General features: G+C 45.4%; 14 protein-coding genes and 1 tRNA gene. 4 read left to right on the forward strand and 11 right to left on the reverse strand.

All coding sequences use genetic code 11. The features are described from left to right. Positions 1 to 9 precede the first annotated feature (9 nt). From fabD to H3V11_RS02175, 7 genes are all read right to left on the reverse strand, one after another. Complete coding sequence (fabD, locus tag H3V11_RS02145) at positions 10 to 954, reverse strand: ACP S-malonyltransferase (RefSeq protein ID WP_198207055.1); 945 nt, start codon at positions 952 to 954, stop codon at positions 10 to 12. Between the two features lie 38 nt (positions 955 to 992). Next, on the reverse strand, positions 993 to 1,856 hold the full coding sequence (locus H3V11_RS02150; protein WP_198223510.1) for a hypothetical protein: 864 nt from the start codon (positions 1,854 to 1,856) through the stop codon (positions 993 to 995). A 24-nt stretch (positions 1,857 to 1,880) separates the two neighbouring features. Beyond that, positions 1,881 to 2,843 (reverse strand): beta-ketoacyl-ACP synthase III, encoded by a 963-nt coding sequence (locus H3V11_RS02155; RefSeq protein WP_174830614.1) that lies wholly within the window; start codon positions 2,841 to 2,843, stop codon positions 1,881 to 1,883. A 78-nt stretch (positions 2,844 to 2,921) separates the two neighbouring features. Then, positions 2,922 to 3,941, reverse strand: coding sequence for a phosphate acyltransferase PlsX (gene plsX / locus H3V11_RS02160; RefSeq protein WP_078475421.1), 1,020 nt, complete (start codon positions 3,939 to 3,941; stop codon positions 2,922 to 2,924). Positions 3,942 to 3,950: 9 nt separating this feature from the next. Beyond that, positions 3,951 to 4,478 (reverse strand): phosphoribosyltransferase, encoded by a 528-nt coding sequence (locus H3V11_RS02165; RefSeq protein WP_025331342.1) that lies wholly within the window; start codon positions 4,476 to 4,478, stop codon positions 3,951 to 3,953. Positions 4,479 to 4,641: 163 nt separating this feature from the next. Beyond that, complete coding sequence (rpmF, locus tag H3V11_RS02170; RefSeq protein ID WP_025331343.1) at positions 4,642 to 4,821, reverse strand: 50S ribosomal protein L32; 180 nt, start codon at positions 4,819 to 4,821, stop codon at positions 4,642 to 4,644. Between the two features lie 32 nt (positions 4,822 to 4,853). Beyond that, entirely contained in the window at positions 4,854 to 5,357 is a 504-nt protein-coding gene (locus tag H3V11_RS02175) for a DUF177 domain-containing protein (RefSeq protein ID WP_198223511.1), read from the reverse strand. Positions 5,358 to 5,408: 51 nt separating this feature from the next. Between H3V11_RS02175 and H3V11_RS02180 the strand changes: the two genes are divergently transcribed. The 4 genes from H3V11_RS02180 to H3V11_RS02195 all read left to right on the forward strand — a co-directional run bounded on the left by H3V11_RS02180 (position 5,409) and on the right by H3V11_RS02195 (position 8,490). Continuing rightward, entirely contained in the window at positions 5,409 to 5,999 is a 591-nt protein-coding gene (locus H3V11_RS02180; protein ID WP_198223512.1) for a nucleoside triphosphate pyrophosphatase, read from the forward strand. Further along, positions 5,996 to 6,709, forward strand: a complete 714-nt coding sequence (locus H3V11_RS02185; RefSeq protein WP_198223513.1) for an SAM-dependent methyltransferase — start codon at positions 5,996 to 5,998, stop codon at positions 6,707 to 6,709. Before H3V11_RS02180 ends, H3V11_RS02185 begins: the two co-directional genes overlap by 4 nt. Positions 6,710 to 6,791: 82 nt before the next feature. Beyond that, positions 6,792 to 6,868 (forward strand) — tRNA-Pro (locus tag H3V11_RS02190). Positions 6,869 to 7,203: 335 nt separating this feature from the next. Beyond that, positions 7,204 to 8,490, forward strand: a complete 1,287-nt coding sequence (locus H3V11_RS02195) for a dicarboxylate/amino acid:cation symporter (RefSeq protein WP_025331347.1) — start codon at positions 7,204 to 7,206, stop codon at positions 8,488 to 8,490. 145 nt (positions 8,491 to 8,635) lie between these two features. On the opposite strand, the gene metG is transcribed toward H3V11_RS02195, so the two are convergent. The 4 genes from metG to pheA form a co-directional block, all read right to left on the reverse strand. After that, complete coding sequence (gene metG / locus H3V11_RS02200; RefSeq protein ID WP_198223514.1) at positions 8,636 to 10,693, reverse strand: methionine--tRNA ligase; 2,058 nt, start codon at positions 10,691 to 10,693, stop codon at positions 8,636 to 8,638. 100 nt (positions 10,694 to 10,793) lie between these two features. Continuing rightward, on the reverse strand, positions 10,794 to 11,357 hold the full coding sequence (locus H3V11_RS02205) for an SCP2 domain-containing protein (RefSeq protein WP_078475368.1): 564 nt from the start codon (positions 11,355 to 11,357) through the stop codon (positions 10,794 to 10,796). After that, positions 11,351 to 11,956, reverse strand: coding sequence for a TIGR00730 family Rossman fold protein (locus H3V11_RS02210; RefSeq protein WP_025331350.1), 606 nt, complete (start codon positions 11,954 to 11,956; stop codon positions 11,351 to 11,353). The genes H3V11_RS02205 and H3V11_RS02210 overlap by 7 nt, the downstream gene beginning before the upstream one ends. Positions 11,957 to 12,019: 63 nt before the next feature. Beyond that, on the reverse strand, positions 12,020 to 13,096 hold the full coding sequence (pheA, locus tag H3V11_RS02215; RefSeq protein ID WP_198223515.1) for a prephenate dehydratase: 1,077 nt from the start codon (positions 13,094 to 13,096) through the stop codon (positions 12,020 to 12,022). Positions 13,097 to 13,123 lie beyond the last annotated feature (27 nt).

Consider the following 13,123-nt stretch of genomic DNA (forward strand, 5'->3'; position numbering starts at 1 on the left):
CTTATTCCTTTAGCTATCAACATGTGCAGCAATAAAACTTTCTATGCTTTGCACACTGGTTAATGCAACGCAACTGGCGCTCTTATCAATCCGTTTAGCCAGTCCGGCCAGCACTTTACCCGGACCGCATTCAGCAAATTCTGTTATTCCGTCAGCTACCAGTTTGCTTACTGTTTCAGTCCAGCGCACAGGTGAATATAACTGCTGTACCAGAGCCTGTTTAATTGTTTCCGGTTCTGAATGCACCGCAACATCAACATTATGTAATACCGGAATTTGTGGTTTTGAAATATTAATTTGCTCCATGGCCGCAGCCAGTTTGGTTGCAGCTGGTTTCATCAGACAGCAGTGTGAAGGCACGGATACAGGTAACGGCAGTGCACGCTTGGCACCGGCCGCTTTAGCCAGCTCACAGGCACGATTAATGGCAACAGCAGTCCCGGCAATCACTACCTGACCGGGTGAGTTGTAATTTACGGCTTCGGCCACTGTACCGGATAATTCATTTTGTGCCTGTAAACATACCTGACGCACGATATCATCATCCAGTCCCAGTATTGCGGCCATGGCACCCTCTCCGGCCGGTACAGCCTCCTGCATTAATTGTGCACGCAGACGAACCAGTTTCACAGCATCATGAAATGCCAGGCTACCGGCAGCGACCAGCGCAGTGTATTCTCCTAAACTGTGTCCGGCCAGCATCACAGGTAATTGACCATGCAATTGCTGATATACACGCCATGTGGCAATACCGGCAGTCAGCATCAGGGGCTGAGTATTAACGGTTTCGTTCAGGGCTGCGCTGTCTTCCCCGTTCATCAATGTCCATAAATCCTGATTAAGTGCTTCTGATGCCTGTTCAAATGTTTCTTTAACAACTGGCATATCATTAAAGCCGGACATCATATTGAGACTTTGTGACCCCTGTCCGGGAAAGAAAAAAGCAATACTCATGATCTTCCTTGAATTGAATAAAACTAATGTCCGGACAATTATTGTGCCGGAGGCTGATTGGTCTGTAATGGCTGTTCGTGGTGCAGAAACATTTTGGCACCTGCCGGGGCACCTATTGCGTAAGCAAGATTAGCTTCCAGTGACTGGGCAAAAGGCCCCTGATAGATTTTGTTACCCATATGGGTCAGGTTAGAGCGTGCATCAACATAAATCTTACCGCCTAACTGATTCCACAAGCGGCAAAAACTAAAATCTTCAGATAAATAACGCTTCGTCACCGGATCAACAAGACAATCGTAAAAACGATAGTGATATCCCCTATCAGCAACACCGATAGAATCAGGCTGATATTGCAAATCAGGATAAGCTTCCATCAGCCGGATAAATACTTCCCGCTTGATAACCATAAATCCGGTCGGTGCCTCTGGCAGCTCAATAAAGCCTTCATCATCTACCTGTACATGCACCTCATGATTAGTATCTGCCTTACTGATATTGATGGTATAGCGAGTATAAGCGGCATTAAACTGCTGCCGGGTCATATGCTCAGGAATACCTTCTTCCGGCCATGACTCACGCTTGAGCGGATAAACACCTGCAACAATATCGCGATCTGCCAGCAGCAGACGCTGAAAAGCTTCCGGTGAAAAACCGATATCAGTATCAATCCAGCATAAGTGCGTCCATTCCGGATGCGACAGAAATTCTGCGACACAGTTATTCCGTGCACGGGTAATCAGACTTTCACCCTGATGCATAAATACCTGTATCGGAAAACCTGCACTGGTATGCGCAGCAACTAAAGCCAGCAATGACTGTACATAATTACCAAAATACCGCCCGTCATGACTGGGCGACATAACAACCGGATACATATTGGCTAACGCAGATTGAGATAGCATAATCCGATCCTGATAGGAACAATATTAATATTTTAAGGTAACCGCACCCCAGGCAAAGCCACCTCCGATACCTTCAAGCAACAAGGTCTGGCCGCGCTTAATCCGACCGGATTTAATTCCTTCATCCAGTGCCAGCGGAATAGAGGCAGCAGAAGTATTGCCCTGCTCAGCAAGGGTAACAATAACTTTATTCATTGATACACCAAGATGACGTGCAGTAGATTCGATAATGCGCAGATTGGCCTGATGCGGAATAATCCAGTCTATATCAGACGGCTGTAAACCGGATTGATCAATGACTTCTTTTGCAATATTGGCCAGCGCTTTTACTGCAAATTTATAGACAGCCTGCCCGTCCATATACAGATAGGGTGAACCTTCAATTTTGCCTGCTGCAATTTTTCCCGGTGTTTGCAGAATATGACTGTAATTACCATCAGCCTGTAATTTGGTATGGATGATACCGCCTTCCTGTTCGGAAGCACCAAGAATAACTGCACCAGCACCATCACCAAACAACACACAGGTACGCCGGTCATTCCAGTCAAGCAGACGACTGAACGTTTCCGCGCCGATAACCAGTGCCTTACTGGCCATGCCACTTTTAATATAAGCATTGGCAGTAGCCATTGCATACATAAAACCGGCACAGACTGCCTGAACATCAAATGCCGGACAACCGGAAATACCCAGCTTATTCTGCACAATGCAGGCAGTAGCAGGAAATGTCATATCCGCAGTTGAGGTAGCCACAATAATGAGATCAATTTCATTGGCATCAATGCCTGCATCGGCCAGCGCAATCTGTGCTGCAGAAACAGCCATATCACTGGTCTGTTCATTTTCTGCAGCAATATGACGCGCTTTGATGCCGGTACGCGTTGCAATCCACTCATCCGAGGTATCAACAAATTTGCTCAGGTCATCATTAGTCAGGCGGCGTGCAGGCAGGTAACTGCCTGTACCCAGAATATGGGCATTCAGCATGGCATTGTCTTTAATTTACGGCAAAGGGCATATTTTAAACAAAGTCATTTGACTTGTCTGCCTTTGCAACAAGGTGATTTATTCTTCCATAACAGCCAGCTGACGTGCAACACCGGCCTGGATTTTAGTGATTGAATCTGCCTTAATGGCTTTATAAGCTTCCTGCAGGGCAAAACAGAAACCTGTAGCATCCGTACCGCCATGGCTTTTAATTACGACACCACGTAATCCCAGAAAAATGGCGCCATTAAAACGCCGCGGATCAAGACGCCGCTTAAACCCTTTTAATGTTGGTAATGCAATTAATGCGGCCAGTTTATTAAACCAGCTGCGGGTAAACTCTTCTTTAACAACTGAACCGGCAAATTTCACCGCTCCTTCAATACTTTTGAGCATTGCATTACCGGTAAAACCATCAACTACCAGCACATCAACTTCAGCTGTAAAAATAGAATTACCTTCAACATTGCCGACAAAATTCAGATCACTGCGTCGTAAAAGCTGATGAGTTTCTTTAGCAGCTGCATTACCCTTGATGTCTTCAGTACCGACATTGAGTAAACCTACTCTTGGTTGCGTATTTTCAGGAAACAGTGCCGCTACCTGCTGGCTACCAACAATAGCAAACTGCAAAAGCTGGGTGCTGCTGCAATCGACGTTGGCACCCAGATCCAGCACAAGTGTCATATGATTATTGCGGCCGGGCAGGAATTTAGCAATTGCCGGACGATCAACACCATCAATGGTTTTCAATACAAAGCGGGCAGTTGCCATCAGTGCTCCGGTATTGCCGGCCGATACAGCTGCCTGTGCCAGACCTTCTTTAATCTGGTTGATGGCCACACGCATCGAAGAATCTTTTTTATTCTTGAGCGCAGAAGTCGGTTCTTCATCCATGCCTACCACTTCACTGGCCGGACAAATGGTAATCCGCTCCATGGAAGCATTAGCTTTATTTAATGCATTTCTGATTTTGGCTTCATCACCAACCAGAATCAGTGCAGCGTCAGTTTGCTGCTGTAAAAATGTCAGCGCCCCCGGAATGGTTATATCCAGACCGAAATCGCCGCCCATGGCATCTACAGCAATGGTTTTCAGGGTCATAGATCATGCCTCTGATGTAGCTTGGGCTGCAACATGCTCATAGTGCTCATCAATATCAAGCGCATCCCAAGGATAGTTAATCCACCAGTCATCAACCTGTATAGCACTATAAAAAGGTAAATCTGCCGGCAATACCCCCTTTTTGGGTTTGCGCTTTTCATGCAGTACTGCTACCCCAAGATGCTGGAATCCTTCATGCTGTAATTCGCGAATACAGTATTCGAGCGTAGCCCGGCTGTCATCCACTTCATCAACAATCAGTAGTTTTTTGTTTTTTAATTTTTCGTCAAAACCATTGGTCCACTGTATTTTCTGCGGCTGGTCAGTCGGGCAGTCGTTAACGTCATAATAAGACAAAGTAACGGTATATACAGGAATATTCAAAAAACTACGCAATATACGTGCCGGAATAAATCCACCACCACCGATAGCGATCATTGCATCAAATGAATGCTCTGATTTCTGAATTTTTTCTGCCAGCTGTTTAATGGCACGATGTATGTCTTCGTAGTTATACCAGATTTTTTTCATGGGAAACCCGAGTCAGTGTAAAGCAGGCCATTGAGGCTGCCGGGAAAGTGGAAGCAGTTTATTTTAGCAGGATAATTACCCTGCTAATATTGGATACAAAAAAGCCAGTGATTGCAGATGCAATGTCTGGCTTTCATACGTATTGAATAATCAAAGGTGTAAATTATTCACCTTTGGCTTTGACTACTTTACGTCCGCGGTACATACCGTTTGGAGAGATGTGGTGACGCAAATGTACTTCACCGGTAGTGGTATCAGTAGAAACCTGTACAGCGGTCAGACCATCGTGTGAACGGTGCATACCACGTTTTGAAGGTGATTTTTTGTTTTGTTGAACTGCCATGTTAAAGCTCCTGGGTAATGTAAGTTAATTCGTTAGTGGCCGCTTTTCAGTCCTGCCAGTCTGGCAAAAGGATTACCTGAGTCTTGATTGGTTTGGGTTGCCAGAGTGTGATCACAGTCTTCATGTCGCGGTGCAACCGGAATAGCCATTAAAATCTGGTCTTCCAGCAGTGCAGCAAGATTATATTCTGCACTCCATACCGCGCCTTCAAGCGTTTCATCAGCGGCCATGGCCTCGTCCAGCAACTGTTCGCTGGTAAACAGCACTACACGCGACTGGTCATTCAGCGCCCAGGAAACGGCCTGTAAACAGCGCTGACACACCAGCCCCAGCTGACCTTCCACACTGATATCGAGAAAAGGACGCTGCCAGCGGTCAATACCACCACTAACCTGATACCGGATAATGCCTTCGCGTTGCGCTAAAAGTTCATGCGACCAAACCCGCCGGTCAAGTGCCTGAAGCTGCAATTGACCGCTGCGTTGCTGCTGTTCACGTGTGAACGTGGCCGTATCAATCAAAATAGGGTCTAACATAAACGGCGGATGATATAATTTAAACTTTATAATGTCAATGAGTTCGCACTTATGCCAAGAGAGAAAAAGTTGATTCTGGCTTCCAGCTCCCGTTTTCGCCAGCAACAACTTCAGCAGTTAAACATCCCTTTTGACGCGGTTAAACCTGATTTTGATGAAACGCCACTTTCTGCTGAAACCGCACCACAAACAGCGTTGCGTCTGGCCAGCGGCAAAGCATACTCTCTAGCCAGTCTTTATCCGGATGCTCTGATTATCGGTTGCGATCAGGTTGCGCTATGTCGCGGGCAGCAACTGGGCAAACCACTAACCGTAACAAAAGCACAACAGATGTTACACTATCTGAGTGGTCAGCAAGTGATATTTTACAGTGCACTTACGGTACTGAACGCTGCTGAAAACCGCCTGCATCAGCATATTGATGAAACACGCGTCATGATGCGTTCACTGACTGAGGCGCAGATTAAGCATTATCTGAGTCGTGAACCGGATGCTGTACATTGTGCCGGCGCGGCAAAAAGTGAAGGATTAGGCGCTTTACTAATTAAACGCATCGAAAGCACCGATCCGAATGCACTGATTGGTTTACCGGTTTTTCGTCTGGTGGATTTTCTGCTGGCAGAAGGAATGAATATTTTATGAGCAGTCCTATACTCTATCTGATCCCGACACCGCTGGGAAATGCGGATACACCGTGTCTGCTTGCGCATGAACAAAAATGCATTGTTAACCTGACTGACTTCGTTGTTGAAGCAGAAAAAACAGCACGGGCTCATTTAAAAGCCTTCGGTGTGCAAACACCGATTCGTGAGCTGAATCTGTGCACTTTGAATGAACATACTCCTGAGCGGGATATTGCTAAGTTATTACAACCTTTGCAGGCCGGTCGCAGTATGGGATTACTCAGCGAAGCCGGCTGTCCGGCTGTTGCAGACCCGGGAGCCCAGCTGGTGGCACTGGCACATCAGGCCGGGTTTACTGTAATGCCGCTCGTGGGACCTTCCAGTATCATGCTGGCTCTGATGGCTTCTGGCGCCAACGGACAGTGTTTTGCTTTCAAGGGTTATCTGCCTGCTGAAAAAAACGCACGTATTGAATGTTTGCATACTCTGGAAAAGCGCTCACGACAGGAAAATGAAACCCAGCTTTTTATTGAAACGCCTTACCGTAATGATGCTTTACTGGCTGACGCCATAGCAACTTTACATTCTGAAACCCGTTTGTGTATTGCCGCAGATTTAACTATGCCGACCCAAACTATTATTAGTCAGAATATTGCAGCATGGCGAAAAATGCCGGCATTGCCACCGCTGAAAAAAAGACCATGTCTGTTCGTTGTTTATGCCGGATAATTGTAACTGATATTTTTTGAAATTAATTTGCGCTTCACTCTTGTCAATGTCTTCGTCGCTGCCTATAATGCACAACTTCTTTCGGAGTGTAGCGCAGCCCGGTAGCGCACCTCGTTCGGGACGAGGGGGTCGAAGGTTCGAATCCTTTCACTCCGACCATATTTTAAAAACCGTCTGCTTATTTCAAGCAGACGGTTTTTTATAACTAAAATAAATTTATTTTGAATGAAATTATCTTAGATTAAATATTATAAATTATTTTTTACTTCAAAAACACGATAGAAAATTATCGTCAATTCCTAATACAACCATCTATTTTTCTATAAAAAATTTTCTTATCATACATCCTTTTGTCTCATGGTTCTTATTTAGTAATTAATAATGCTTTTCTGTTAAGTTATGTAGGCTTTATAATCAGCCAATTATGTTACATCCTACTACATAATAACGTTAAAAAACTGTAGCCTTTAAACACAACCCATTGAAAGGTAAACATGTTACCACTCGAAATTGAGGAAATGAATCCGCCACCGAAAAAACAGCGCTGGTATCAGATCCTATATGTACAGGTAATTATTGCCATTATTATTGGCATCTTACTTGGCAACTTTTTCCCTACTGTTGGCGAAAGCATGAAACCTTTAGGTGATGCTTTCATCAAATTAGTGAAAATGATCATCTCCCCAGTTATTTTTCTTACAGTGGTAACCGGCATCGCCGAGATGACCAATATGAAAACCATGGGGCGGGTCGCCGGCAAGGCTATGGTTTACTTTCTTACTTTCTCTACTCTGGCACTGGCTATCGGGCTGGTCGTGGCCAATATTGCCCAGCCGGGACATGGTCTGAATATTGACCCGAGCTCACTGCAAAGTGCCAAGGTAAACGAATATGTGCAGAAGTCCCATGAATCCAGCCTGACCGGCTTTCTGATGGATATTATTCCGACTACTGCCATGAGCCCGCTAACTAATGGCAATATTCTGCAAACTCTGTTTATTGCTATTCTGTTTGGTATCTCACTGGCATTGATTGGTGAAAAAGCCCGCCCGCTGATTAATATTTTTCAGGATTTATCGGCGCCCGTTTTCAAAATGGTATCTATTCTGATGCGTGCAGCCCCGATAGGTGCATTTGGCGCCATGGCTTTTACCATAGGTAAATACGGTATTAGTTCTATTGGTAATCTGCTCTATCTGATTCTGACTTTTTATATTTCTTCCGTTCTGTTTATTCTGATTGTTCTGGGTGCTGTAGCCCGTTATAACGGTTTTTCGATTATCAAACTGGTCAAATACATTAAGGAAGAACTGTTACTGGTACTGGGTACTAGTTCATCTGAAGCCGCCCTGCCCACACTGATGCAGAAAATGGAAAAAGCCGGCTGCAAGAAATCAATTGTCGGATTGGTAGTACCCACCGGTTATTCGTTTAATCTGGACGGTACCAATATTTACATGACCATGGCGGCATTATTTATTGCACAAGCATGTAATATTGATCTGACACTGGAACAGCAAATACTGCTGTTACTGGTTGCCATGCTAAGTTCAAAAGGCGCCGCAGGTGTAACAGGAGCAGGATTTATCACTCTGGCTGCGACCTTATCGGTAGTACCTTCTGTACCGGTGGAAGGAATGGCACTGATTCTGGGTATTGACCGATTCATGTCTGAGTGTCGTGCTCTGACTAATCTAGTAGGTAATGCCTGTGCCACTATTGTGGTTGCGCGCTGGGAAAAAAGCCTTGATGAAGAGCGTTTACATGAAGTACTGAAATAAGCACTTCATACAGCTTAAAATTCTGCTTACAGAAATCTGATTTTCTTATACCAGGTGATGAGATTAACCATCTCATCACTTTTTTGATTCATAAATAAAAAACCAGACCAGCAATATTAGCTGGTCTGGTTTTTCAGCAAGATAATCAGCCGACTTTCATACCCGGTTCAGCCCCACTATCCACATCCAGTAAAAATAGTTTGCCATTACCGGCAGCTGAAGTAATCATCCCTTCAGACATGCCAAATTTTGCCATTTTACGCGGCGCAAAATTGGCTACCACAATGACCATTCTTCCGGCCAGTTTTTCTGGTTCAGGATAGCTGGCGGCAATACCAGAGAATATTGTGCGCTGCTCAAAACCAAGATCAAGCTGAAATTTGAGCAGTTTGCTACTGCCTTCGACTTTTTCGCATGTCAGCACTTTGGCAACACGCATATCGATTTTCATAAAGTCATCAAATGAAGCCGTATCTGCCACAGGCTCATACTTTGTTTCAGCAGCAGTCTCAACTGTCTGAATATTCTGTTGATTCGCGGCAATCAGGTCATCAATCTGTTTCTGTTCTACCCGGTGCATCAGATGCTGATATGCATTGATGTGATGACCGGCAGGTAATAAGGTCGTACTATCAGCCCAGCTTAATGGCACCACATTCAGAAAAGCGGCTGCTTCGGCAGCAAGCTTCGGCAGTACTGGTGACATATATACGGTCAGAATACGGAAAGCATTAATCAGTTCACTGCATACTTGCTGTAAACGTGCCTCTTGTCCTTCCTGTCGTGCCAGCTCCCATGGTTTGTTGGCATCGACATACTCATTGACCACATCAGCTAATGCCATGATTTCACGTAAGGCACGCGCATACTCACGTGCTTCAAAGCTGGCAGCAATATTTTCACTTTGTGCCTGTAGCTGTGGCAATAGCTCGCTATTGCTAACATCAGCCAGTGTTCCCTGAAAGCGTTTGCTGATGAATCCGGCAGCACGCGCGGCGATATTTATGTATTTACCAACTAAATCACTGTTAACCCGGGCGATAAAATCATTCAGATTTAAATCCAGATCTTCAATTCTGCTATTGAGTTTGGCTGCGAAATAATAACGCAGCCATTCGGGATTCAGTCGTTGCTCAAGATAGGAACGGGCTGTGATAAAAGTACCGCGTGATTTGGACATTTTCTGTCCGTCTACCGTGAGAAAACCGTGCGCGAATATGCCTGTGGGTGCCCGCAGATTGGCGTATTGCAAAGTAGCCGGCCAGAATAATGCATGAAAATATAAAATATCCTTACCGATGAAATGATACATTTCAGTATCAGTATCTGCACAGAACCACTGATCAAAATCAATGCCCAGACGTTCACACAGGTTTTTAAATGATGCCATGTAGCCGATAGGTGCATCCAGCCACACATAAAAATATTTACCGGGAGCATCCGGAATTTCAAAGCCGAAATAAGGCGCATCACGACTGATATCCCAATCACTCAGGCTATCGTTCTGCAACCATTCATTCATTTTATTCAGGGCTTCTGCCTGCAAATGCGGCTGTTCACGACCATTTTTCAGCTTGGTACTGCCGGCAGTCCACTGTTTCAGATAATCCGCACATTCTCCGAGTTTAAAGAAGAAATGCTCAGACTCTTTCAGCACAGGAGTAGCGCCGGAAATAGCAGAATACGGTTTAATCAGTTCGGTAGGACTATAAGTAGTGCCGCAAACTTCACAATTATCACCATACTGATCCTGTGCATGACATTTCGGACATTCACCTTTAACAAAACGATCAGGCAAAAACAGATTTTTTTCCGGATCAAATAATTGCTCAATAGTACGGCTTTCAATTTTTCCATTGGCTTTTAAAGCCAGATAAATGCTGCGTGATAAAGCTTCATTTTCAGGTGAGTGCGTACTGTAATAATTATCATAGCCGATACCAAAACCGGTAAAATCGGCCAGATGATTCTGACGTACCTGAGTAATCATTTCTTCCGGTGTTATTCCCTGTTTCTGTGCCGCCAGCATGACCGGCGTACCATGCGTATCGTCTGCACAGACGTAATAGCATTCATGTCCGCGGGCTTTCTGGAAACGCACCCAGATATCAGTCTGAATATGTTCAACCATATGTCCCAGATGAATATTACCGTTTGCATAGGGCAAGGCTGAAGTAACCAGTATTTTGCGTTGTTTTGTCATGATTGATGTATCGTTAGAATCTAGTAAAAATCGTTGAAATTATACCAGAGCCGTTTCTCTGCTACAGTAACGGCTCATAAACCACTCACGTGCTGGAATATTAGTCAGTTTTCTGCTGCAAGCGGGAAATTCGGGCGGCCAGTCGGGCTGTATCATCACGTAATGTTTCGACCTGAGCAGAAAAACGTTGTAATTGCTTCTGCCCGACCACAATCGCATCACTTTCCTGTGCATAATCTGCGACCTGTGCTGCAATATTCTGACCAATAGCGCAGCCTTGCTGATAGAGACTCTCCAGTTCCAGCGCCACCTTTCCGCCCACAGCATCACCAAGCAGTCTGGCCAGATCGTCACGCCAGTCATACTGCAATGCCTGTATAAGCGGCAAAATCGCCATACCCAGGGTACGGTCACCAGTAATTTGTACGTCACCTACTCCCGGCTGTACACCACTGAGCATTTTAGTCAGAGCTGTCGGAGCGATAATAATGGTGGTTTCAGCTTCTGCAGAATCTTCCTGCCAGAATCCTTGATCATCAATGCGCCCTTTAAGAGTCAGCATAGGCAACACCAGCGCTACAACCCGTTGCCGGTATTGCTGCCAGCGCACTTTAAGTTCCACATTCTGCTGGATAAGGTGATTAAGAACAGCTAAGGTCAGCATAAAGTTTCTCTGGTTTGCTGCGCCCATTGCGGAGTAACCCATTTAACTGCATCACGCGGCTGCCAGAGGCGCATTTGTTCCAGCAGCTCCGCTGGTTTGGCGGACTGACAAAGTAAATCCATGTTTTCCGGTGGCATGAAACCGGCAGTGACTGTATTTTGCAGCATTTGAATTAAGGGATCAAAGAAACCGGCTACATTCAGAATTCCTATCGGATGAGGATGCAGTTTCAGCTGAGCTTGTGAGAGAACTTCAAACAGTTCTTCATAAGTTCCCAGTCCGCCGGGCATGGCAATAAAGCCGTTAGCCAGTTCAATCATTTTATTTTTGCGCTCGGTCATATTGGTGGTTTCATACAATTCGGTTAACCCCGGATGCGCACCTTCCAGATTTTTCAGAAAACTCGGAATAACACCAATAACTTCACCACCATGTTCCAGTACAGCAGTAGCAATCGTACCCATCAGACCAATATTGCCACCACCATAAACCAGACGGTATCCCTGCTGAGCCATTTCCTGTCCCAGCTGCTGAGCTGCGTCGAAATAAGCTTTGTTCTGCCCCAGATTAGAACCACAATATACAACAATATTTTTCATATTTGTTTTATCTCCATGCTAGAAGTCAATGGTATCTGCTTCAGATAAATATTAACTTTGCATTTAAATCACAGCCTGCGGATAAGAACCAATTATTTTCAGAAAAGCTGAACGCTGTTGCAAGACAGCCAATGCAGCTGCCACATCCTCATTCTGCTGATGACCTTCGATATCGATAAAAAACACATATTCCCACAAACCACCGCGGCTGGGGCGACTTTCTAGTTTTGTCATAGATACCTGATGATCTGCAAAAGGCTGAAGTAAATCATGCATGGCACCAGCTTTATTGGGCGCAGCCACAACCAGTGATGTTTTATCTTTACCGCTGCTGGTCGTGATATTCCGTCCTAATACCAGAAAACGGGTAGTATTATTTGGTTCATCTTCGATATTCTGAGCCAGTGTCTGTAGCTGATAGTAATCGGCAGCCATCAGTGAGGCAATGGCTGCAGCACTACTGTCTGCGGCAGCCAGTCGTGCTGCTTCTGCATTACTGGCAACAGCTATCCGGGCTACCTGCTCCGGCAGGTTTTTATCCAGCCAGTTCCGGCACTGAGACAGTGCCTGAGCATGTGCATAAACCTTAGTGATATCCTGTTGCGATGCTACAGCACGCAGTAGCTGATGATGAATGCGCAGATTGACTTCACCACAAGCTTTTAAAGGCGTGGTTAACAGCAGGTCGAGACTGCGCCCCACCGACCCCTCAGTAGAGTTTTCGACAGGTGTAACCACATAATCGGCCTGCTGCGCTTCGACCAGACGGAAACATTCATCAATTGAAGTACACGGATGTGTCTGTGCAGCCTGACCGAAATGTTTAATAGCAGCCTGTTCGGTAAATGTACCCTTAGGTCCGAGATAAGCCACAGTTAACGGTCGTTCCAGTGCCAGACATTCACTCATAATCGCCCGCTGTAAACGGGCAACTGCCTGACCGGACAGCGGCCCCGGATTCTGTTCCTGAATCCGGCGTAAAACAACTGCTTCACGCTCAGGACGGTACACTATGCCCTCTCCCTTTAATGTACCAATGGCCTGAGCATGAGTAGCTCGCTGGTTTAATAAGCGCAGAATTTCACTGTCAATCTGGTCTATTGCGTCGCGGTGTGGTTTGAGTTTATCGTTATCAGACATAATTAGTAGTGTTATTAATAGTTTATT

This window comes from Snodgrassella sp. W8158 (genome assembly GCF_016100435.1).
Lineage (GTDB): Bacteria > Pseudomonadota > Gammaproteobacteria > Burkholderiales > Neisseriaceae > Snodgrassella > Snodgrassella alvi.